The following is a 21,868-nucleotide window of genomic DNA, read 5'->3' on the forward strand; positions in this document are numbered from 1 at the left end:
GCATGATCTTGTCAATGGAAAGATCTCCGCTAGCGTTCACGCCGTGACGACGACCGACGGCCCGGTCCGGCCCTATCACCACGGCTCGCTGCGTCCCGCGCTCGTCGACGCTGCCGTCGCGACCCTCGACGAGTCCGGCCCGGGCTCGACCAGCCTGCGCGCGGTGGCCCGGCGCGCCGGCGTCACGCACGCCGCCGCGACCTACCACTTCGGGGACAAGGCCGGGCTGCTGACCGCCGTCGCCGCGCAGGGCTATCGGATGCTGGCCGACGCGCTCGTCGCCGCCGAACGTGGCGGCGGCACGTTCCTCGACGTGGGCGTCGCATACGTGCGGTTCGCGGTGACGCACCGCGCCCACTTCGAGGTGATGTTCCGGCCCGAGCTGCTGCGCGGCGACGACCCCGAGCTGCGGGAGGCGCGCGCCGCGAGCTCGCGCGCGCTCTACGGCACGGGGCGCGCGTCGCGCGAGCAGCTCACGTACGGCGTCGCGGCATGGGCGCTCGTCCACGGCATCGCGACGCTGTGGCTCAACGGCAACCTCCCGGCGCAGCTCGGCGACGACCCGGAGGCCATCACGCGCCTCGTGGCGGTGCACCTCGCTGCCGGCTCCCGGACGACCGCGCGAGAATCGTCCGCGTGAGCGAGACCACCCGAACGGTGGACGCCGTCGTCGTCGGCGCGGGCTTCGCCGGGATGTACGCGCACCACCGGTTCCGGCAGATCGGGCTGACGGTCCAGGGGTTCGAGGTCGCGTCCGACGTCGGCGGGACGTGGTGGTGGAACCGCTACCCCGGCGCGCGTTGCGACGTCGAGTCGATGGACTACTCGTACGGCTTCGCACCTGATCTCGAGCAGGAGTGGACGTGGTCGGAGCGGTACGCCACGCAGCCCGAGATCCTGCGGTACGCGAACCACGTCGCCGACCGGTTCGACCTCCGTCGTGACATCGCGTTCGAGACGCGCGTGACCGCGGCGCACTGGGACGACGACACGCGCGAGTGGGACGTCCGAACCGACCGCGGCCATCACGTCCGCGCGCGGTTCCTCGTGATGGCGGTCGGGTGCCTCTCGGCGGCGAAGCAGCCCGAGATCGACGGCATCGACTCGTTCCGCGGCCCGACGTACCACACCGGTCGGTGGCCCCATGACGGCGTCGACTTCACCGGCCGGCGCGTCGGCGTGATCGGCACGGGCTCGTCGGGCATCCAGTCGATCCCCCTCATCGCCCAGCAGGCCGCGCACCTCACGGTGTTCCAGCGGACGCCGAACTTCACCATGCCGGCCAAGAACGGGCCGCTGGCGCCGGAGGCGATCACGGCGCGCAAGGCGCGCGCCCGCGAGCACCGCGAGGCGATGCGCGTCTCGCACGCGGGCGTCGTCGTCACGCCGCCGACCGAGTCCGCGCTCGCCGTCGACGACGACGCGCGCGAGGCGCGCTTCGACGCCGCGTGGGAGTCGGGGACGCTGTTCGGCATGGTCGGCGCGTTCAACGACCTGCTCGTCAACCGGGACGCGAACGAGACGGCCGCCGAGTACGTGCGCCGCCGCATCCGCTCGATCGTGAGGGATCCCGACGTCGCCGAGCGCCTCTCACCGCGCAACCACGCGCTCGGCACGAAGCGGCCGTGTCTCGACAGCGGCTACTACGCGACGTACAACCGGGAGAACGTCACGCTCGTCGACGTCCGCGCGACCCCGATCGTCGCGATCACCCCCGGCGGTGTCCGCACGAGCGAGCGCGAGTACGAGCTCGACGCGTTGGTGTTCGCGACGGGGTTCGACGCGATGACGGGCCCGATCCTGGGCGTCGACGTCCGCGGCGTCGGCGGCCGGTCGCTGCGCGAGAAGTGGGCCGCGGGACCGCGCACCTACCTCGGTCTGATGTCGGCCGGGTTCCCGAACCTGTTCACCGTCACCGGTCCGGGCAGTCCCTCCGTGCTCGTCAACATGCTCGTCGCGATCGAGCAGCACGTCGACTGGATCGCGGACTGCATCGCGTACCTGCGCGACCACGACATCGTCACGATCGACGCGACCGTCGAGGCCGAGGACGCCTGGGTCGACCACGTCAACGAGCTCGCGAGCTTCACGCTCTTCCCCACCGCGAACTCCTGGTACATGGGTGCCAACGTCCCCGGCAAGCCCCGCGTGTTCATGCCCTACGTCGGCGGCCTGCCCCGCTACTCGAAGACGTGCGACGAGGTCGCGGCCGAGGGCTACCGCGGCTTCACGCTCACTCCCGCGAAGATGCGGCACTGACTCCCGGAATCCGGGACTCAGTGCCGCATGTCCACGCGGTTCACGCGGGCGGGATGTTCTGGTTCAGCCGGAAGAGGTTCTGCGGGTCCCACCGCTTCTTGAGCGCGCGGAGCCGCGCGTACTTCTCCTTCCCGAACGCGGCCTCGACGCGTCCCTGTCCCTCGTCGCCGAGGAAGTTCAGGTAGGCGCCGCCCGTCGACCACGGCTTCATCGCGCCCGCGAGGCTCTTCGTGTACGCGATGTTGCGTTCGGTGTCGGCCGGGTCGTCCCACAGCGAGAGGTAGTGCACGTTGAAGCGCGCGTGTCGCTGGCCGAACGCGGTCGCGTCGTCGTCGACGCGCGCGACCGCGCCGCCACCGGGGATGACGACCACCTGCGAGAACGGTGAGACGGGGCGTGTCGCGGTCTCCACGAGGACGTCGATCGCGTCGTCGGGCAGGTCGTCGTAGAAGTCGGCCGTCCAGTAGTTCAGCAGCCCCTTCGGGTTGCCGGCGTCGAGCAGCGACTGCACCGCGACGTACGGCATCGGCTGCACCATGTCGAGCGCGGGTGGTCCGAAGTCGCGCAGCGGCTTGAACGCGACGTCGCCGTCCTCGACGGGGCCCGCGTAGCAGCACACGACCCCGATCACCGGCTTCCCCTGCACCTCGGTCGGGACGAAGTCCTCGGGCGGCGCGGAGATGAACGCGACCGCGCAGCCGACCTCGTCGCGCGCGTCGCGCATGAACTCGCGGTAGAAGCGCAGCAGCTCCCGGCCCGACTCCGCCGGGTAGACGAGCATGCCGCCGAGGACGATGGGCCCGACCTCGTGGAGCCGGAGGTGGAACGCGGTGACGACGCCGAAGTTGCCACCGCCGCCGCGCAGGCCCCAGAAGAGGTCGGCGTTCTCGTCCTCCGATGCCGTGACGATGCGCCCGTCGGCGGTGACGACCTCGGCCTCGAGCAGGTTGTCGCACACCAGGCCGAGCTTGCGCTCGAGCCATCCACTGCCGCTGCCCAGCGCGAGACCGGAGATGCCGGTCGTCGTGACGCGCCCGCCGGTGCACGCGAGCCCGTGGGCCTGCGTCGCGGCGTCGAACTCACCCCAGGTGAGTCCCGCCTCGGCGCGGACGCGGCGCGCGCCCGCGTCGACGTCGATGCCCTTCATGCCGCGCAGGTCGACGACGACGCCGTCGTCGCACATCGCCGCCCCGGTGACACCGTGGCCGCCGCCGTGCACCGCGAGCGGAAGCTCGTTGTCGCGCGCGAGCTTCACCGCCGCGGCGACGTCCTCCGCACACGTGCAGCGCGCGATGACCGCCGGCCGTCGGTCGATCATCGCGTTGAAGAGCTTGCGTGCCTCGTCGTAGCCGCCGTCGCCCGGGTGCATCAGCGTCCCCCGGAACCCGGGAACGTCGAAACGAGCCGTCGTCCTGCCCATGATCGGCCTCCTCGCCGCCGCCGCCGCCGAGCGAGCAGCTTCCACCCGTTCGTCCCGTCCCGCAAGCGCGCTGACCGCCGTCTGACCGTGACGATGCGGCGCTCACGCCCGCTTTCCGAGCGTCAGTGCCGCATCTTCAGGCCGGCGTGAACCTCGGGACGGCGACGCCTTCGTCGACGTCGTCCCACACGACCGTGACCGGCATGCCGATCTCGACCGCCGACGGGTCCACGCCGACCAGGTTCGCGACGAGGCGCACACCGCCGGCGTCGGCGAGCTCGACGACCGCGACGACGTATGGCAACGAGTCGCGCATCAACGGGACGACCGCGTGACGGATGACGGTGAAGCTGTAGACGCGACCGGTGCCGTCCTGCTCGACCCACTCGACGTCCTGCGCGCGGCACGCGTAGCAGAACGGGCTCGGTGGCATCCGGTACGTCCCGCAGCGCGTGCAACGCGGCACGACGAGCCGGTGCTGCGCGGCCGCGACCCAGAACGGCTCGGTCCACGAGTCGGGGGTGAGCACCGCGAGCTCGCGCGGGACCGCGCCGTCGGGCCGCATCACGCGCGCTGCTCCCCGCTCTTGCGCCCGAGGCGCGGGCCGTTCGGGCCCCGCTTCCGCTCGCTACCGCTCGCTCGCTCGCTCCGCAACAGCAACGAGCTCACCGGTATCGACGCCGGGCCGCCCGTCACGAGTGCGACGCGCGCGTCCTCGACCTGGTTGACCGCGTCGCCGCGCAATTGCTCCACCGCCTCCTTCACGTGCGTCATCCCGATGATGTACGCCTCCGAGAGGTTCCCGCCGTGCGTGTTGACGGGCAGCGAGCCGGACCCGAACCGGATGTTGCCGTCGGCGACGAACGGACCGCTCTCGCCGACCGGGCAGAACCCGTAGTCCTCGAGCTGCATGAGGACCATCGGCGTGAAGTGGTCGTACAGCTCCGCGACGTCGACGTCGTCGGGGGTCATCCCGGCCATCTCGTACAGCCGCTTCGCGACGGGACGGTGACCGGACGACGCGAAGTACTCGTCGTCCATGTTCATCCATGTGATCGCCTGACCCCACCGACCGTTCCCACCGTTCGCGCTCGCGCTGACGAGGACGGGCGGCCGCCGGAGGTCGCGCGCGCGCTCGACGGTGGTCGTCACCACGGCGACCGCGCCGTCACACTCGAGGCAGTAGTCGTAGAGGCACAGCGGATCGGAGATCATCCGCGCGTCGAAGTAGTCGTCGAGCGTGAGCGGCGTGCGCATCAACGCCGTCTCGCGCGGGACCGCGTTGGCACGTGTCGAGATCGCGACCTCGGCGAAGTGCTCGCGCGTCGTGCCGTACAGGTGCATGTGGCGCCGGGCGAGGATCGAGAACATCTGGCCGGGCCCGAGCAGACCGGCGGGACGCACGAAGTCCCCCTCCGGTGACGGCGGCGCCGAGTACGAGCCACCACCACCCGCGCTCCCCGCGAACGACGCACCGAACCGGCGCAGCCCGGCCTGCTGCAGGACCATGTAGCTGACGACGACCTCGGCCATGCCCGCCACGATCGCGGCCGACGCGAGCCCGACCGACCCCGCCGCGCCGCCCCCGCCGCCGGTCAACATGCCGGCGAAGCGGACCTCGGGGATGCCGAGCGTCTGCGCGACCAGCGCGGGGTCGAGCCCGAAGCTGTAGAGCCCGAAGCCGTCGACGTCCTCGACGCGCAATCCGGCGTCGTCGAGCGCGGCGAGGATGGCCTTGCCCACGAGCTCGAGCTGCGTCTGCGGGAGCGACCGACCGCGCCGGAAGTACTGCGACGCGCCGACCCCCACGATCGCGGTGCGGTCCTTGATCGTCATGCGCTGCGGTTGCTCCCTCCGGGATAGCCGCCGCCCCCGAAGCGACGGTCGAGCGCGTCGTAGTCGACCGCGAACCCGGCACGCGGGAGCGCGTCGACGAACTCCACGGTGCGCGGCTTCTTGTACGACGCGATGCGTGCGCGGCAGTGCTCGATCAGCTCGTCGGCGGTGACGGTCGCGCCGTCGTGCAGGGCGACGACCGCCTTGACGCTCTGCGTCCACACCGGGTCCGGCACGCCGATCACGGCTGCCTCGCGCACCGCGGGATGCTCGGCCAGGCACCGCTCGACCTCGACGGGATAGATGTTCTCGGCCGCGGACTTCAGCATGCGCGCCTTGGGCCCGATGAACGTGATCGACCCGTCGTCCTCGACCCGGCCCAGGTCGCCCGTGTGGTGCCAGCCGCCGCGTTGCCGCGCCGCGTTCACGTCGGCACGGTCGTGGTAGCCCGTCATGACCTGCGGGCCGCGCACGACGATCTCGCCCACGTCGCCGGGCGCGAGCTCGTGATCGTCCTCGTCGAAGATGCGCACCTGCGCGAGCGGCGACGGGCGACCGTGCGTCCCGAGCGCGTCGCCGCCGAGGCAGTTGAACGTCACCATGCCGACGACCTCGGTCTGCCCGTACCCGCCCGGGCTCGTCCACCACGGGCTCGTGTCGGCCGTGACCATCGCGTTCCACGCCGCCGGGCCCGGCGCCACGCGCAACGACGACAGGTCGTAGCGACCGTCGCGGTTGACCTCGACCATCTCGTCGCGCGTCGGTGGGAGGACGAACGCGCCCGTGCAGCGTTCCGCGTCGATCAGCCGGCACAGCTCCTCGGCCTCCACACGTCGCACGAACACGTTCGTCCCGCCCATGTGGAACGTCGTGAGCGTCGACCAGAACGTCGCGATGTGGAAGAGCGGCCCCGAGTTGAGGAACACGTCGTCCGAGGTGACGCGGGCGACGTTCGCGATGACCATGTCCTGCGCGGTGATCGCGTCGTGGCTGAGCAACGCGCCGTTCGGCCGTCCGCCGAACGCGCCCGTGTACATCATCAGGACCGGTGACGACGGGTCGACGTCGCGCTCGGGCAGCGGGTCGGCGCTCCCCACGAACGTCTCGTAGCCACACGGATCGCCGGGCTCCGTGTCGTGACGGATCCACTGGGCCTCGGCGGCGTGCGTCGCCTGCTCGCGTGCCGCGCGGACCGCGTCGCCGATCTCGGTCTCCTGCCACACGACGACCCGCGGCCGGCAGTCGTCGACGACGAACGCGAGCTCCTCCCCGCTCTGGCGCCAATTCGCGGGACAGAACGCGGCACCGACCCGGGCGCACGCCAGGAGCAGCTCGAGCACGCGGTGGCAGTTCTGGCCGAGCCAGAGCACGCGCTCTCCCGGACCGACGCCGGCCCCGTCGAGGGCACCGGCGAGGCGCGTCACACGCTCGTCCAGCGCGGGCCACGTGGCGCGGTGCGCCCCGCACACGACCGCGGTCGCGCGCGGACGGCTGCGACGGTGTTGCGCCAGCACGTCGCCGAGCGTCAGGGAGTGCAGCCGGTCCACGGTCACGCCCGCCGGAGGCTGCCGAGCACGGTCGCCATGTGAAGGCGCAGCAGCCGGTCGACCGGCACGCGCACCGCGCCGTGCGCCTGCATCTGGAGGATCCCGACGACGCCCGCGATGACCAGCGCGACGACGTCCTCGATCGACGCTCCCTCCGGCAGCGACAGCTCGCCCGTCGCGATGCCGTCGCGGATCGGCTCGCGGACGAGGCGGAAGAACGACCGGCGGAAGCGCGCGTACAGGTCCTCGAAGCCGGGCAGCTTCCGCAGCTCGACGTTGAGCACGAGGCTGAAGTCGCGCTGCCAGCCTGGGTCGGCCTCGGGGACCAGCCAGTCGACGACCGACCACAGCCGCGCCGTGGCACTCGCGTCGCTGCGCAGCATCGCCCGCTGTTCGTCGAGCACGCGGCTCGCGTAGTGCTCGACGGCCGAGCGGACGAGGTCCTCCTTCGAGTCGAAGTGGTGGTAGATCGACCCGGTCGTGACCCCCACCTCCGCCGCGACGTCCCGCAGGCCGAGCGCCGCGTAGCCACGCTCCGCGAGCAGGTGCAACGTCGTCGCGAGGAGCTGGTCGCGCGCTTCCATAACATCGGTTACGCTAGCGCGTCGTGGCGATCGACCTCGACCTCCCGCCCGAGAGCATGCAGCGCGAGAAGGCGGTCGGCTTCTGGTTCGAGGGGGATGTCCTCCGTGTCCGCGCGCACCTGCGGGACACGTACACCGATCCCGACCGCGACGCGCTCGTGCTGCACGAGTACCGCGTCGAGCTCGCCGTCGACCGGACGTCGATGATCGTCACCGACGCTCGCGCCGACCCGATCCACCTGCCGTACGCGGAGTGCTTCGACGCGCCCGCGAACATCGGGCGGCTGGTCGGGCTCCGGCTGCGTCCCGGCTTCACCAACGAGGCGCTCGACCGGTTGCAGGGCGAGGCGGGGTGCACGCACCTCGGCTCGCTGATCTCGGACCTCTCGATCGCGTCGTTGTTCCACGGCTACATCACGTTGCGCGCCCACGAGCGCGAGCACGGCCGCATCCCGGTCATGCCCGCGGACGACCACCGCACCGGGATCTGCGCCGGGTGGCGTCGCGGTGGCGCGCTCGCGACGTGGATGGAGTCGGGCCGCGGGATCGCGCCGAGCCCGATCTACCCGGGCACGATGCGCGATGACTGACGCGCCGGTGGCGACGGACCGCTACTTCGAGCCGGACGCGGAGACGATGCCGCGCGACCGGCTCGAGGCCCTGCAGGAGGAGAAGCTCCTCGGGGACCTGTTGCCGTGGGCGTACGCGCGCTCACCGCTCGTCCGCTCGACGTGGGACGCCGCGGGCGTCACGATCGACGACGTGAAGACGATGGACGACTTCCGCGAGAAGGTCCCGTTCGTCGACAAGGACGCGATCCGGCGCTTCCGCGACGTCGGCGGCGATCGCTACGGCGGCCTGCTGTGCGTCGACCCGCTGCGGGCCGGCGGTCCGTTCACCGCGGTGTTCTCGACCTCGGGCACGACGGGCGACCCGACGCTCGTCCCGTCCGTCACCTCGGGCCCGAGCATCCTGACGCGCGAGTTCTGGGAGATGGGCTGCCGGCCGGGTGACCACTTCGTCGAGATGCTGTTCACGTACCGCGGGCCGGGCATCCACCACACGATCCGCGGCATCGGCGCGACGCCGGTCTTCGCCGACCACAGCCCGTTCGACTTCCCGACCGTCTACCGGTTCAGCCGCGAGCTCCGCCCGACGGGGTGGTACACGATGTCGACGCCACTGATCCTCGCGCTCGACCAGATGGCACCCGCGATGGGCATCGACCCGGTCGACCTGTTCGCCAGCTACAAGGGCGTGGTCTACGCGGGTGAGCCGCTCGGTGCACGTGCGCGCTCGCTGCTCGAGGGCTGGGGCGTGAGCTTCTTCGTGCACACCGGCGTCGCCGACGTCGGCGCGGCGACCGAGTGCCGCGAGCACGACGGCTGCCACATCTGGGAGGACATGGCCTTGGTCGAGGTGCTCGACCCCGACGGCGACCAGCCCGTGCGCGACGGCGAGCGCGGCGAGCTCGTCGGCACGACGCTCGTCGACAAGATCGCGCCGCTGGTGCGCTACCGCTCCGACGACCTCGTGCGCGTCACGCGCGACCGGTGCGCATGCGGTCGGACGCACGCGCGCATGTGGCCGATCGGACGCAAGAGCGACGAGCTGCTCGTCGACGGCATGTCCGTGCTCCCGGGCGACGTGTGGCCGGCGATCGAAGCGGTCCCCGAGACCGCGGCGGCGCTGTTCCAGGTGATCCGGCCCGGGCGCGAGGTGGACCGCCTGCGGTTGCGGGTCGGGTACGCGAGCGAGGGACCGCGCGGGCTCGACGACCTGCGGACGCGCGTCGTCGACTCGGTGCACCGCACCGTCGGCGTGCAGCCGGACGTCGAGCTCGTCCCGAACGAGGAGCTCCTTCGGCAGGGGCCGCCGCACAAGATCCCGCGGGTGGCGCGCCGGTGAGCGCGACGACGCGGATGCCGCCGCCGGACGTGTGGGGCGTCGGTCGGGTCGTCGTGGGCGGCGAGGCCTTGCCCTGGCCGGTCAGCGCGGCCGACGTCGAGGACGAGACGACGTCGCAGTCGCGCGCGCTCGCCCGTCTCGGCGTCCGGGAGGGTGACGTCGTCGTGCTCTGCTCGCTGCTGTCGCAGGCGATCCACGTGTTCCCGCTCGAGCAGGCCGTCAACGCGCTCGGCGCGCGGTACTCGTCGACCGACGCGACCGAGTTCGACGCGTTCCGGACCGCGGCGATGATCCGCCAGGTCGAGCCGCGCGCGGTGATCGGTGTGAACGGCGCAGTGGTGAGCGGGCTGCGCGAGCTCGGTCGCGAGCTGCGCGACGTGTTCGCGTCGGTTCCGGTCGTCGTCGCGGCCGACGCCGACGCGTGGCGCGCGCTGCGCGATGCCGGTCTCGCGCCCTTCCGGTGGAGGATGCTCGGCCCGACGAGCGTGTTCGAGTGCGAGGTGCGCGACGGGCTCCACGTCGACGCGACGCGGTGGCGCGTCGAACGCGGCGATGCAGGTGCGTTGCTGCTGACGAGCCTCACGCCCCGGCTGACGGCGTGCGACCGGTTCGTGACCGGGGTGCGCGGCGACGTCGTCCTGGAGCCCTGCGCGTGCGGGAGCGACGAGCCGCGTGTGCGCGCGGAGGAGGCCGTGGACGGATGACCCAGACGTACCGGGACATGCTGTTCGTCTCCACGGACTCGCACGTGACCGAGCCGATCACGCTCTACGAGGCGGGCGTTCCGTCGGCACTGCGCGAACGGGTGCCGCGCATCGTCGAGCAGGACGGGTGGCGCACGCTGCTCGTCGAGGGCCTCGGCCCGCGCAAGCTCATGCCGGCGAGCGCCCTCGCCAACGCGGTCATCGGTGACGTCGACACCGCGAGCCGCCGTGCGGACCAGGAACGGGACGGTGTGCGCGCGGAGGTCGTGTTCCCGACGTTCGCGCTCCAGGCCTGCTTCGCGTCCGACGATCCCGCGCTGCAGGCCGCGTTGTGCCAGGCGTACAACGAGTGGGCGATGGACGCGCTCGGCGGTGAGCATCGCGTGCTGCCCGTCGGTCTCGTCCCGATGCTCGACCTCGACGACGCGGTCCGGATCGCGCGCGGGCTCGCGTCGGCCGGGTGCCGCGCGCTGTTCCTCCCCGCGCGCGTCCCGCAACGCCCGTACAACGACGCCGAGTACGACCGGTTCTGGGCCGTGGCGGAGGAGCTCGGGCTCCCCGTGACGTTTCACTCCGGCACGGGGTACGAGCCCCGGATCGTCCGCGGCCCGGGCGGCGCGGTGATCAACTACCTGCTCGGCGCGCAGCTCGACGGGCCGACCGTGCTGCTGATGCTCGCCGCGGGCGGCGCGCTGGACCGGTTCCCGTCGCTGCGCGTCGTGACGGTCGAGACGGGCGCGGCGTGGCTCGGCTGGATCATGACCCAGGCGGACGCGATCTACGAGGACCACGCCGCGTTCGCGCGACCGAAGCTGTCGCTCAAGCCGAGCGAGCTCATCCGCCGGCAGTGCTACGCGACGTTCATGTACGACCCGATCGCGATCAACAACCGCCACCTGACGGGCGTCGAGACGCTGCTGTGGGGCAACGACTATCCGCACCCCGAGGGCACGTGGCCCGGCTCGCAGGACGTCGCCGCGAAGCAGTTCGCCGACGTGCCCGACGACGAGCTGCGCGCGATCGTGGGTGGGACCGCCGCCGACGTCTTCGGGTTCGACCTCGCAAAGCTGTGAGGAGGTGGCCCGGGAAGAACCGGATGCACCTCGACGTGCACACGCGCGACGTCCCGGCCGAGGTGGCGCGGCTCGAGGAGCTCGGCGCGCGGCGGGTCGACGACGAGGTGCGCGAGGAGCACGGCGGCCACTGGGTCGTCATGACCGATCCCGAGGGCAACGAGCTCTGCGTCTGCGACGGCGGCTGCTGCTGAGTCACGCGTCGCATGGGGTGGTCCCGCGGGACCACCCCACTCGACGTCATGTACGTGACCGGCGCGCCCTACGGCTCGAAGTCGTACGTCGCCGTGCCGTTCACGCCACCGACGTTCACGGCGACGGTCAGCGAGTCGACGTTGCCGGTGTAGCCGCTGCTCCAACCGCTGCCGGCCTTGAGCCAGATGCCACCGCCGACGGGCTGACCGTTGCTCTGGTTCGTGATGCCGCGGATCGCGGCGTTCGGGTACGCGGCCTTCAGCGCCGCGAAGGAGCACGGCTGCGCCTCGGTGCACTGCTTCGCCTGCGCGACACCGCCGACGATCGGCGTCCCGGTCTGCCACCACCCGGACGGCGCGCTCAACGGGTTCCACGTCTGCCACACGTCGTCGGTGACGGCCCCCTGGTTGGCCAGGCTCGGCTCGAACACGACGCGACCCTGGAAGCCGGTGCTGCCGTCGGTCGTGTCGTAGTCGGTGTCGAACTGCAACGTCGTGGCGTTGCCGGCGGACGCCTGGGAGAACGTCTTGTACGACAGGAACTGGAGCTGGTCGAACCGGGTGCCCGCGTAGATCCCGGTCGCGAGGGCTTCACCACCGGTCCCGTCGACCTGGAGTTGCGCGCTGCCCGCGCCGTCCGATCCGTTCGGTCCGGTGACGAACGACCCGCTGACCGTTCCGCTCTGGTTGTCGTTCACGAACCCGAAGCCGAGGCTGGACGCGTTGGCCGTGTTCACGGTGACGTGCCCGTCACCGGGCTCGAAGTTGTTCTCGATGGTGTTGGTGCCGATCCCGATCACGACGTTGTCGGTCGCCGCGACGAGACCGTTCGTGACAGGTCCACCCGCCCGCACCATGAGCAGACCGGGCACCCCGTTCACCGTCGGGCGGATCGTCGCGTGGGGGTAGGCGTTCATCACCTGCGACCACGTGCAATACGAACCCTGCGTGCAGATCGGCGACTGGGAGGTGCCGGCGACGATCGGGGTGCCCGACGAGTACCACGCCGCTGCTCCCGTCATCGTGTCCCAGGTCTGCCACGTGTTCCCGAGCACGGACCCGGCCCGCGCGGGTACGAACACGAGCCGGCCCTGGTACGTCGTGTTCTCGTCGCTCGAGTCGTAGTCGACGTCGAACTCGAGCGCCGGCGTCTCGTTCGAGGATCCGGTGAACGCCTGGTACGTCGAGTACTTCAGCGCGGTGATCGACGACAGGGCGGTCCCCGAGTACGAGCCCGTCGCGATGTCCTCGCGGCCGGTCGCGTCGACGGTCAGCAACGCGCTGCCCCGTCCTGCGGGCGGCGTCGCGGGCCCGTTGACGAAGACCCCGGTGGCGTGACCGCCGCTCGGGCTCTCGTTGTAGAAGAACCAGCCGACCGGTGCCTGCGGCGTGACGACCGCCTTGCACCCGGCCAGGGCGCCGATGAGCGCGACGAGCGCGCCGACGAGCAAGAGCTTGCGCACGGGAACCTCCCTGCCGAACCGTGCCAACCGGTCCCACCGCCGGTCGAGAGTGGGCACCGGGCTACACCCTGGGGACGCGCCGAGCAAGCACCTCGCCGGACGAGCGGTCGGCAAGAATGGGCCGCGGATGGAGTTCGTGATCGCGCGGAACCCGGACGAGACGTCGTCGTTGCCGTTCCTGCTCCGCTTGCCGCTCGGCCCTCGCGGCGTCGCGCTGAAGGCGCGCGACACGTGGCCGCGGACGAGCAAGGTGTACTGCCACCGCGCCGACGAGTGGCCGGCAGACGGGCTGGAGGTCGTCGAGCGCGTGCCCGTGCGCTCGTGCGTCCGGCGTGGCGCGGCCATCGACCTCGTGCTCGCCCGTTCCCGCGAGAATCGCTCGCAGTTCGTGTTCGCGCGCGCACGTGGTCGCGAGGTCATCTTCTGGCAGAGCGCGCGCACGACCAAGCAGGCGCGGCCCGCGGTCGCGCTGCCGACTCGCCGCGCCGCCGGGTACGTCCTCGACATCGTCGTCGACAGCCACGAGCGCTACGCATGGACGTTCCGGCGCCAGCAGGCGACGACACGCCGTCGCGCACTGCCCGCAGGCGACTACGCGGTGATGGACGGCGACACGATCCTCGCGACCGTCGAACGCAAGAGCCTCGCCGATCTCGTCTCGACGTTGACGACCGGGAAGCTGCGCTACGTGCTCGCCGATCTCGCCGTCGTCCCGCGCGCCGCGCTCGTCGTCGAGGACCGGTGGTCGTCGGTGTTCAAGCTCGAGCGCGTGCGCCCGTCGATCGTCGCCGACGGTCTCGCCGAGATGCAGGTCCGGTTCCCGACCGTGCCGATCGTCTTTTGCGAGACGCGCGCGCTGGCCGAGGAGTGGACCTACCGCTTCCTCGGCGCCGCGCTCGCCCACCGTGTGGAGGAGACGCACGGCGACGCGCGGGCCGCCGCGCTCGACACCCCGCCGCTCTCGGACGCGTGACCGCCACGAAGTCGCGGTCACGCCATCCCGCGAGGACGCGGGACGACGGCGACCGGCGCGGATCGGCGGCGCCCGAGCCCGCGCGCCACGATGGAGCACCCCCCACTCGTGACCGACCGTTCCGAGGAGCCGATCATGCGCGAAGTCGTCGTTGTCGAGGCCGCCCGCACCGCGGTCGGGCGCAGGAACGGGACGCTCGCCGCGACGCACCCGATCGACATGCTGGCGCCCGTCCAGCAGGCGGTGCTGGCGCGAGCGGGCGTCGACCCCGAGCGCGTCGGCCAAGTCGTCGGCGGCTGCATCGACCAGGTGGGTGCCCAGGCCGCGAACATCACGCGGACGGCCTGGCTCGCGGCCGGGCTCCCCGAGTCCGTGGCCGCGACGACGATCGACAGTCAGTGCGGCTCGTCGCAGCAGGCGTTCAACCTCGCGGTGACCCTCGTCGCGTCGGGCGTCGAGGACGTCGCGCTCGCGTGTGGCGTCGAGAACATGACGACGGTGCCGATCGGTGCGAACGCGCTCGACGGCGCGAAGGCGGGTCATGGCAAGCCCGTCAACCGGACCTACCGCGCGCACTACGAGTACACGTCGCAGTTCGAGGGCGCGGAGCGGATCGCCGAGAAGTACGGCATCACACGCGACGACACCGACGCGCTCGGACTCGAGTCACAGCTGCGCGCGCGTCGCGCACGCGACGAGGGACGTTTCGAGACGCAGATCGTCCCGATCGAGGCGACGCGCGTCAGCGAGGACGGCGCGCGGCTCGACGAGACCGTGACGTTCGCGGTCGACGAGGTGCCGCGCGAGACGAGCAAGGAGGCACTCGCCGGCCTCAAGCCCGTCGCGCGTGCCGACGGCATCCACACCGCGGGATCGAGCTCGCAGATCGCCGACGGCGCGGCCGCGGTGCTCGTCATGGCGCGCGAGACCGCCGACGCGCTCGGCGTGCGCGCTCGTGCGCGCGTGCTCGCGACGTGCCTGGTCGGCTGCGATCCCGTCCTGATGCTCGAGGGACCGATCCCGGCGACGAAGCGCGTCCTCGACCGCGCAGGCCTGACGATCGGCGACCTGGACGTCGTCGAGATCAACGAGGCGTTCGCGTCGGTCGTGCTCGCGTGGGCGAAGACCTACGACCCGGACCTCGGGAAGGTGAATCCGAACGGCGGCGCCATCGCGCTCGGCCACCCGCTCGGCGCGACGGGCTGCATCCTCGTGACGAAGGCGCTGCACGAGCTCGAGCGCGGAGGCGGCGAGCACGCGCTCGTCACGATGTGCTGCGGCGGCGGACTCGGGACCGGAACGCTGCTCCAGCGCGTCGCCTGATAGAGATGCGGCACTGAGCACCGGATTCCGGTGCTCAGTGCCGCATCTTCGTCACGTGCGCTACTTGATCAGCGGGTCGCGGGGGAGGCCGAGGATGCGCTCGCCGATCTGGTTGCGCTTGATCTCGGACGTCCCACCCGCGATCGACATCGCGCGATGCATGAGCACGAGGGTGCCGGTGATCGCGCTGACCCCGTCGAGGAACGCGGTGTCCGGACCGGTCAGCTCCGCGAGGATCGCGGCCGCCTCGTGCCCGTTCTCCGACAGGACGAGCTTCGTGACGTTGCCCTCGGGCCCCGGTCCGCCGCCGGCGACGGCGCGGTGCGCGCTCCGCAGGTTGAGCAGGTCGATCGCCTGCGAGCTCGCGACGTAACGGCCGACGCGCGACGCGCCGCCGGGGAGACGGTCCGGGTGTGCGTCGAGCGGCGGAACGAGCGCGTCCGCCGGCATGCCCATGCCGCCCTGCCCGCCGCCGATGCTGACGCTCTCGTTGCCGAGCGTCGCACGGGCGACGGTCCAACCGCCGTCGATCGGTCCGACGACGTCGTCGTCGGGGACGAACACGTCGTTGAAGAACACCTCGTTGAAGTCGGAGTTCCCCGTGATCATGCGCAGCGGGCGCACCTCGACGCCGTCGGCTTCCATGTCGATCACCATCGTCGTGATGCCCGCGTGCTTCGGCGCGTCCGGGTTCGTGCGCACGGTCGCGAACCCGTAACGGGCGACGTGCGCGCCGCTCGTCCACACCTTCTGCCCGTTGACGAGCCAGCCGCCCTCGACCCTGGTGCCGCGCGTCTTGATGCCCGCAGCGTCGGATCCGGCGTCCGGCTCGCTGAAGAGCTGGCACCAGATGACGTCCTGGTTCAGCGCGGGTGGCACCCAGCGCGCGACCTGGTCCTCGGTGGCGTGCTGGATCAGCGTGAGGATCACCCAACCGGTGATGCCGTACTGCGGCCGCTTGACGCCCGCGGCCGCGAACTCCTGCTCGATCACGAGCTGCTCGATCGCGCCGGCGTCGCGACCCCACGGCTTGGGCCAGTGCGGCATCACGTATCCCGCGTCGATCATCGCCGCGCGCCGCGCGCTCTCGTCGAGATCGCGGACGCGCCCGACGAACGCGCGGACCTCGTCGCGGATCGGCTCGGCCTCGGGCGGCAGGTCGACCGAGCGCTCGCGACGCACGCCACCGCGCACCAGTGCCGTCACGTCCTGCGCGGCTTCGTCGGCGTCGACGACGGACGCGATCGCGGTCGCACGCCGGAGGTACAGGTGCGCGTCGTGCTCCCAGGTGAAACCGATGCCACCGTGCACCTGGATGTTGAGGTTGGCGCACTCGTCGGCCGCGGGCATCGCGAGCGTCGCGGCCATCGCGGCCGTCAAGGAGAGCTGGTCGCCGCCGGTCGACGCCGCGCGCGCGCCGTCCCACACGGCCGCGGTCGCGAGCTCCGTCGCGACGAGCATGTTGGCGCAGTGGTGCTTGACCGCCTGGAACATCGCGATCGGCCGGCCGAACTGCTGCCGGTCCTTCGCGTACTGGGCCGCGAGCTCCGTGCACTCGCGCGCCACGCCGGTGGCCTCGGCCGCGAACAGGAGCCGAGCGAGGTCGACGAGCACACCACGCGCGCCGGGGATGACGGTCGCCGGCGCGCCGTCGAGCGTCACACGAGCCGACCGGCGCGTCGGGTCGAGGTTCTTCGGCACCTCGATCTTCACGCCGCCGCGGTCGCGCTCGACGATCGCGACGTCGTCGCCGGCCGCGACCACGAGAACGTCCGCGAGACCACCGCCGATCACGACGCCTGCCGCGCCGGTCGCCGCACCGGCGCGCACCTCGACGTCGCCGCCGAGCGCGACGGCCGCCGCGCGCGACCCGTCCGCGAGACCCGGCAGCAGCTGCGCCTTCAGGTCGTCGGGCGCCGTCGCCTCGATCACCGTGCTCGCGACGACCGTGGGCACGAACGGTCCGGGCGCGACCGCGCGGCCGAGCTCCTCCACGACGACCGCGAGCTCGGGGATGCCGAAGCCCGAGCCGCCGTGGTCCTCCGGGAGGTGCAGGCCGAGCCACCCGAGGCGGCGCAGCTCGTCCCAGAACGGCGGCAACCCTTCCTCGTCGGCTTCGAGGAGGGCGCGCGCGGCGCCGCGCGCGTCGTGCTTCCGCAGGAAGTCCGACGCGGTGTCGGCGAGCGCGCGGTGGTCGTCGGTGATCGCGATCGACATCGGTCCAGACCCCTTCTCCTGCCCGTCGCGAGCGACGAGACGTTACGTGCTCCTGACCGTGGCGGCCCAGGCGGCCCACGCGCCGATGCGCCGCCACAGCAGCTCGCGGGTGCCCCCGAAGTTGTGCATGTGCGCCATGCGCGGGCAGACGAAGAGGTCCACGGACGGGCTCGACAGGTACGCGCGCACCTCGCCGCGCGGGTCGGGCACGACGTCGCGCTCCCCGACCGCGACGAGCACCGGGCAGCGGACCGCGGCGGCCTCGGGCGCGGTCGCACCGGGTGCCAGGCACTGGATCGCGGCGGCGCCCGGCACGGTGCTCGACGCCCACGGCGGGGGGTCGCCGTGGCGGGTCGGGAAGTCGTCGAGGTCGCGCCGGACGACTTCGGCGTCCACGTCGTCGAAGTGGAACCCCCACGCCATCGCGTCGAGCGCGGCCGGGGGCGCGTCGGCGAGCGCCGGTGCGTTGGTCACGATCCCCGACGACGGCGACGCGTCGCGCGGGATCCACGGCATGACGATCGGCGGTTCGCCCGGCCGGCTCGGTGGCTCGGTGTGCACGACGCTGTAGCCGAGCACGGCGATGCCGTCGTAGGCATGGAAGCGGCCCTGCTGCAGGACGGTGAACGCGCCGCCCATCGACTGCCCGATGCCGAGCAGCAACGCGTCCGTGACGCGCGGGAAACCGTCCGCGAGCGTCCCGTCGCGGAGACGGTCGAGCACGTGCTGCTCGGCCGCGTGGTTGGCCGCGACGACGGGTGCGAACGACAGGCGGTCGGGATCGTGGTGAACGGTGCTGCCCCCGACGCCGAGATGGTCGACCGACACGAACACCCAGCCCCGCTCCGCGTGCCAGGTCGCCTGCGCGCCCGACCCGGGACCGGGAAGGGCCTCGGTGTAGTACCCGCGTGAGTAGCCGCCGCCCGGCTTCGCGAAGCAGAGGACGGGCTGCGGCGCGAGCTCGTCGGGCAGCGTGACCGTCATCGCGACGCGCGCGGGCTCGTCGAGCCCGGCGGCGTCGGTGACGTCGACCTGGAGGTCGAGCGCGCGGATGGGCACGTGCTGCTACTTCGGCGCGAAGCGCTGCCCCGCGTCGAGCCGGATCGTGGAGCCGTTCAGCATTGGCGTCTCGACGATCGCGACGGCCAGACGCGCGTACTCCTCGGGCCGACCCATGCGCTTCGGAAACGCGGCATCCTTGGTGAGCGCGTCGGCGAACTCGTCGGGGATGCCCTTCGTGATGCCGGTGCTGAAGAGGCTCGGCGCGATCGCGACCGCGCGGATGCCCAGGCTGCCGAGATCGCGTGCCATCGTGAACACCATCCCCGCGATGCCGGCCTTCGCCGCGGTGTACGCGACCTGGCCGATCTGCCCCTCGAAGGCGGCGATCGACGCGGTGTCGATGATGACGCCCCGCTCGCCGTCCTCGGGCTCGTTCCTCGCCATCGCGTCGGCCTGGAGCCGGTTGAGGTTGAACGTCGCGATCAGGTTGAGCTCGATCACGCGCCGGAAGTCGGCGATCGGGTGCGGTCCGTTCTTGGTCAGCGTCCGCATCGCGATGCCCCCGCCGGCGGTGTTCACCGCGATGTGGAGACCCCCGAGCTTCCCGACCGCGTCGGCGATCGCGCGTTCGACGCCGTCGTCGTCCATGACGTCGACAGCATGAAAGGTGCCGTCGAGCGCGGATGCGACCTCGTCGCCGGCCGAGCTGGGCAGGTCGAGGATCGCGATCGACGCGCCCTTCTCATGCAGGACCTCCGCGGTGGCGCGTGCCATGCCCGACGCGCCGCCGACGACGACGGCCTTCTTCCCCTCGATGTCCACCCCACCACCCCCGGTGCGATCGTGCGAATGCAAGAGTGTGCGGCCGCGGTCGCGACCCGAGCGGGGAGCATGGAAGCACGCGGCGGATCGAGATGGCGAACGAGGTGACGGACGCACGGCAGCGACCGCTGATCGCGTACCCGGACGGCGCGGACTCTGCGCGGGTCGCGCCGCGCGCCGCGGCACGGCTCGCCGGCTTCGCCGAGGTCGAGCTCGACGTGCTGCTCGGGTGGACGCCCGAGGACCGTCCGTGGCTCGCGTCCGACGCGTTGCGCGGCACGACCGTCATGGCCGGCTACGCGCTCGCGTCGGCCGTGCGCGACGGCCGCCTCCGGTACGTGCCGACGAGGCTCTCCGTCGTGCCGCAACTCGTGGCGCAGGCCGCGCCCGACGTCGCGGTCGTGACCGGGGTCCGGCGCGGCACACGCCTCGCCTACCGCGGGACGGTCGGTTGGGGTCCGGCGGCGACGCGGGCGGCGCGGCGCGTGGTGGTCGAGGTCGACGCAGGCACGCCCGACCTGGGCGCGCCGCTGATCGAGGGCGACGTCGTCGCGGTCGTCGAGCGCGAGGGCGGTGCAACGGCGGCCGCACCACGCGCGTGCGACGACGTCGACCTCGCGATCGGTCGTCGCGTCGCTGCCCTGCTGCCCGACGACGCGACGATCCAGCTCGGTCCCGGCGGCATCGCGGAGGCGATCGTCGCGGGGATCGAACGTCCCGTCCGCGTCTTCTCCGGGCTCCTGACCGAGTCGACCGCCGTGCTCGCACAACGCGGGCTCCTCGCCGGCACTGCGGTCGCGGGCTACGTGTGGGGCGACGACGCGATCGTCGACCTCGCGCGCGCGGGCCGCCTCCGGCTCGAGCCGGTCGAGACGACGCACGACGTCAGCGGCGTCGGCGCGATCGAACGGTTCGTCGCGTGCAACACCGCGTTGCAGGTCGGGCTCGACGGCGCGGTGAACGTCGAACGCGTCGGGACGCGCGTCGTCGCGGGCATCGGCGGCCACGCCGACTTCTGCGCGGCCGCGTCGCGGTCACGAGGCGGGATGTCGGTGATCGCGCTGCGATCGACCGACCGTCGTGGCAACTCGACGATCGTGCCACGCGTCGACGTCGTCTCCACGCCGCGTTGCGACGTCGACCTCGTCGTCACCGAGCACGGCGTCGCCGACCTCCGCGATCGGACCGACGACGAGCGCGCCGCGCGCATGGTTGCGGTCGCGGCACCGCAGCACCGTGCGGGGCTCGCACGGAGTTCGACGTAGCACCTGGTCGCGGTCGCGTTCCCCGTGCGGTGTCGGACGTCCGCCTCAACGCCAGGTGAGCACGAGGTCCTTCACGTGGCGGAGGCCGGGCGGGTACTCGAGCTGCTCGTGCCCGGGCTTGATCCAGTAGTCGGGGATGCGCCGGTGCCATTCGCGCAACGCGATGCGCAGCTCACGGCGCGCAAGGTGCGACCCGAGACAGCGGTGGACCCCACCACCGAAGGCGATGTGACGGTTGACCTTCCGGTCGAAGCGCACCTCGAACCCGTCGGGGAACTCCTTCGGGTCGACGTTCGCCGCGCCGTACATCACCATCACCGCGGTGCCCTCGGCGACCTTCGCGCCGTTCGGGAGCTCGGTGTCGCGCGTCGCGACGCGCGGCACGCCGGCCGGGACCGGTGACTCCCAGCGCAACAGCTCCTCCACCGCGGTCGGGATGCACGACAGGTCGGTCGCGATCTGGCGGCGGTGGTCCGGGTGCGTCGCGAGGAACGCGTACATGCACGTGAGCGAGTCGCTCACGGTGTCGAGCCCGGCGATGAGGAACAGGAAGCAGATGTCGAGCACGTCCTCGCGCGTCAGCCGCTCGCCGTCGATCTCCGCCGTGACGAACCCCGAGATCACGTCGTCCGTCGGATGCGCGCGCCGTGCGTCAACGAGCGCGCCGAAGTAGTCGTAGATCTCCTGACCGGTCCGGTCCATGACCGCGGCGCGCGCGTCGGGATCGAGCAGCGCGTCCGGCTCGAGCTTCTCCGGGTGGAGGATCCCGTCGCGCATGCGCAGGAACATGCGCAGCTCCTCCTCGGGCAGGCCCATCAACCCGAGGAACACCGAGCTCGGGAGGATCTCCGCGAACTGCTCGGTGAAGTTGCACTCGCCGTCGTCCACGAAGTCGTCGAGGAGCGCGTCGACGCGGCGGGTGATGTCCTCCTCCTGCGCATCCATCCGCTTCGGCGCGAACAGCGGGTCGAGCAGCTTCCGGTACTTCGCGTGCTGGGGCGGGTCGACGTTCAACGGGATCAGCGGGCGGACGTTCCCCAGCTTCATCTCGACGCGCGACGAGAACAGCTCGTGATGGCGGAGGACGTGCTCGGTGATCGAGCGGTCGAAGCTCATCGCGAACCCGTCCATCGGCTCGACGAACCCGCCCTGCTCGATCATCGCGAGGTACCGCGGTTGCGGATCGGCGAGGTCGACCATGACGCCGAGGGCGTCGGGGGTCAGCTCGCTCACGGCCGTCGCGTCGGGCGCGTCGTCGGTGGTCTCGGTCATCGTCTC

Annotated in this window: 19 protein-coding genes and 1 pseudogene; 10 read left to right on the forward strand and 10 right to left on the reverse strand. The window is 71.9% G+C overall.

The features are described from left to right. The first annotated feature begins 43 nt into the window (after positions 1-43). Positions 44-640 carry a TetR/AcrR family transcriptional regulator gene (locus VFC33_19560; protein HZR15442.1) on the forward strand — a complete coding sequence of 199 codons (597 nt, stop codon included), beginning with the start codon at positions 44-46 and terminating at the stop codon, positions 638-640. Further along, positions 637-2,259 (forward strand): NAD(P)/FAD-dependent oxidoreductase, encoded by a 1,623-nt coding sequence (locus tag VFC33_19565; protein ID HZR15443.1) that lies wholly within the window; start codon positions 637-639, stop codon positions 2,257-2,259. The genes VFC33_19560 and VFC33_19565 overlap by 4 nt, the downstream gene beginning before the upstream one ends. A gap of 40 nt (positions 2,260-2,299) precedes the next feature. On the opposite strand, the gene VFC33_19570 is transcribed toward VFC33_19565, so the two are convergent. The 5 genes from VFC33_19570 to VFC33_19590 all read right to left on the reverse strand — a co-directional run bounded on the left by VFC33_19570 (position 2,300) and on the right by VFC33_19590 (position 7,646). Continuing rightward, positions 2,300-3,679: an FAD-binding oxidoreductase gene (locus VFC33_19570; GenBank protein ID HZR15444.1), complete on the reverse strand. Its 1,380-nt coding sequence runs from the start codon at positions 3,677-3,679 to the stop codon at positions 2,300-2,302. Between the two features lie 136 nt (positions 3,680-3,815). Further along, a complete protein-coding gene (locus tag VFC33_19575) occupies positions 3,816-4,244 on the reverse strand; it encodes a Zn-ribbon domain-containing OB-fold protein (GenBank protein ID HZR15445.1) in 429 nt (142 codons plus the stop codon). Beyond that, positions 4,244-5,515 (reverse strand): thiolase, encoded by a 1,272-nt coding sequence (locus VFC33_19580; protein HZR15446.1) that lies wholly within the window; start codon positions 5,513-5,515, stop codon positions 4,244-4,246. The genes VFC33_19575 and VFC33_19580 overlap by 1 nt, the downstream gene beginning before the upstream one ends. Then, on the reverse strand, positions 5,512-7,068 hold the full coding sequence (locus VFC33_19585) for an AMP-binding protein (GenBank protein HZR15447.1): 1,557 nt from the start codon (positions 7,066-7,068) through the stop codon (positions 5,512-5,514). The genes VFC33_19580 and VFC33_19585 overlap by 4 nt, the downstream gene beginning before the upstream one ends. Next, the gene (locus VFC33_19590) at positions 7,065-7,646 is read right to left on the reverse strand and encodes a TetR/AcrR family transcriptional regulator (protein ID HZR15448.1); all 582 of its coding nucleotides are present in this window, start codon (positions 7,644-7,646) and stop codon (positions 7,065-7,067) included. Before VFC33_19590 ends, VFC33_19585 begins: the two co-directional genes overlap by 4 nt. 23 nt (positions 7,647-7,669) lie before the next feature. Between VFC33_19590 and VFC33_19595 the strand changes: the two genes are divergently transcribed. From VFC33_19595 to VFC33_19615, 5 genes and pseudogenes are all read left to right on the forward strand, one after another. Further along, positions 7,670-8,236, forward strand: coding sequence for a DUF2889 domain-containing protein (locus VFC33_19595; protein HZR15449.1), 567 nt, complete (start codon positions 7,670-7,672; stop codon positions 8,234-8,236). After that, entirely contained in the window at positions 8,229-9,554 is a 1,326-nt protein-coding gene (locus VFC33_19600; protein HZR15450.1) for a phenylacetate--CoA ligase family protein, read from the forward strand. The genes VFC33_19595 and VFC33_19600 overlap by 8 nt, the downstream gene beginning before the upstream one ends. Next, positions 9,551-10,258 carry a hypothetical protein gene (locus VFC33_19605; GenBank protein HZR15451.1) on the forward strand — a complete coding sequence of 236 codons (708 nt, stop codon included), beginning with the start codon at positions 9,551-9,553 and terminating at the stop codon, positions 10,256-10,258. Before VFC33_19600 ends, VFC33_19605 begins: the two co-directional genes overlap by 4 nt. Further along, positions 10,255-11,331 carry an amidohydrolase family protein gene (locus VFC33_19610; protein HZR15452.1) on the forward strand — a complete coding sequence of 359 codons (1,077 nt, stop codon included), beginning with the start codon at positions 10,255-10,257 and terminating at the stop codon, positions 11,329-11,331. Before VFC33_19605 ends, VFC33_19610 begins: the two co-directional genes overlap by 4 nt. An 11-nt stretch (positions 11,332-11,342) precedes the next feature. Then, a pseudogene (locus tag VFC33_19615) lies at positions 11,343-11,525 on the forward strand (VOC family protein). Positions 11,526-11,593: 68 nt separating this feature from the next. On the opposite strand, the gene VFC33_19620 reads toward VFC33_19615, so the two are convergent. Continuing rightward, positions 11,594-12,988 carry a hypothetical protein gene (locus VFC33_19620; protein ID HZR15453.1) on the reverse strand — a complete coding sequence of 465 codons (1,395 nt, stop codon included), beginning with the start codon at positions 12,986-12,988 and terminating at the stop codon, positions 11,594-11,596. Positions 12,989-13,115: 127 nt separating this feature from the next. On the opposite strand from VFC33_19620, the gene VFC33_19625 reads away from it, so the two are divergent. Both VFC33_19625 and VFC33_19630 read left to right on the forward strand, forming a co-directional pair. Next, on the forward strand, positions 13,116-13,961 hold the full coding sequence (locus VFC33_19625; GenBank protein ID HZR15454.1) for an ERCC4 domain-containing protein: 846 nt from the start codon (positions 13,116-13,118) through the stop codon (positions 13,959-13,961). 135 nt (positions 13,962-14,096) lie between these two features. Beyond that, entirely contained in the window at positions 14,097-15,284 is a 1,188-nt protein-coding gene (locus tag VFC33_19630; GenBank protein HZR15455.1) for an acetyl-CoA C-acyltransferase, read from the forward strand. Positions 15,285-15,344: 60 nt separating this feature from the next. Here the strand turns inward: VFC33_19630 and VFC33_19635 are convergent, their stop codons facing one another. From VFC33_19635 to VFC33_19645, 3 genes are read right to left on the reverse strand one after another with little or no spacing between them, the layout of a single operon-like run. Beyond that, a complete protein-coding gene (locus VFC33_19635) occupies positions 15,345-17,501 on the reverse strand; it encodes an acyl-CoA dehydrogenase (protein ID HZR15456.1) in 2,157 nt (718 codons plus the stop codon). Between the two features lie 42 nt (positions 17,502-17,543). Further along, the gene (locus tag VFC33_19640) at positions 17,544-18,560 is read right to left on the reverse strand and encodes a hypothetical protein (protein ID HZR15457.1); all 1,017 of its coding nucleotides are present in this window, start codon (positions 18,558-18,560) and stop codon (positions 17,544-17,546) included. A 6-nt stretch (positions 18,561-18,566) separates the two neighbouring features. Beyond that, positions 18,567-19,325, reverse strand: coding sequence for an SDR family oxidoreductase (locus VFC33_19645; GenBank protein ID HZR15458.1), 759 nt, complete (start codon positions 19,323-19,325; stop codon positions 18,567-18,569). A gap of 104 nt (positions 19,326-19,429) precedes the next feature. On the opposite strand from VFC33_19645, the gene VFC33_19650 reads away from it, so the two are divergent. Beyond that, a complete protein-coding gene (locus VFC33_19650) occupies positions 19,430-20,590 on the forward strand; it encodes an acetyl-CoA hydrolase/transferase C-terminal domain-containing protein (protein HZR15459.1) in 1,161 nt (386 codons plus the stop codon). Between the two features lie 45 nt (positions 20,591-20,635). Here VFC33_19650 and VFC33_19655 read toward each other — a convergent pair whose 3' ends face one another. Next, complete coding sequence (locus tag VFC33_19655) at positions 20,636-21,862, reverse strand: cytochrome P450 (GenBank protein ID HZR15460.1); 1,227 nt, start codon at positions 21,860-21,862, stop codon at positions 20,636-20,638. Between the last annotated feature and the right edge of the window lie 6 nt (positions 21,863-21,868).

This window comes from Acidimicrobiia bacterium, assembly GCA_035651955.1.
Taxonomy (GTDB): domain Bacteria; phylum Actinomycetota; class Acidimicrobiia; order IMCC26256; family JAMXLJ01; genus JAMXLJ01.

Bases quoted from the DNA above. Each gene is read 5' to 3' on its own strand.
- VFC33_19600 (HZR15450.1), top strand. From the start codon at position 8,229: ATGACTGACGCGCCGGTGGCGACGGACCGCTACTTCGAGCCGGACGCG.
- VFC33_19570 (HZR15444.1), bottom strand. From the start codon at position 3,679: ATGGGCAGGACGACGGCTCGTTTCGACGTTCCCGGGTTCCGGGGGACG.
- VFC33_19655 (HZR15460.1), bottom strand. From the start codon at position 21,862: ATGACCGAGACCACCGACGACGCGCCCGACGCGACGGCCGTGAGCGAG.
- VFC33_19590 (HZR15448.1), bottom strand. From the start codon at position 7,646: ATGGAAGCGCGCGACCAGCTCCTCGCGACGACGTTGCACCTGCTCGCG.
- VFC33_19625 (HZR15454.1), top strand. From the start codon at position 13,116: ATGGAGTTCGTGATCGCGCGGAACCCGGACGAGACGTCGTCGTTGCCG.
- VFC33_19635 (HZR15456.1), bottom strand. From the start codon at position 17,501: ATGTCGATCGCGATCACCGACGACCACCGCGCGCTCGCCGACACCGCG.
- VFC33_19580 (HZR15446.1), bottom strand. From the start codon at position 5,515: ATGACGATCAAGGACCGCACCGCGATCGTGGGGGTCGGCGCGTCGCAG.
- VFC33_19610 (HZR15452.1), top strand. From the start codon at position 10,255: ATGACCCAGACGTACCGGGACATGCTGTTCGTCTCCACGGACTCGCAC.
- VFC33_19575 (HZR15445.1), bottom strand. From the start codon at position 4,244: ATGCGGCCCGACGGCGCGGTCCCGCGCGAGCTCGCGGTGCTCACCCCC.
- VFC33_19630 (HZR15455.1), top strand. From the start codon at position 14,097: ATGCGCGAAGTCGTCGTTGTCGAGGCCGCCCGCACCGCGGTCGGGCGC.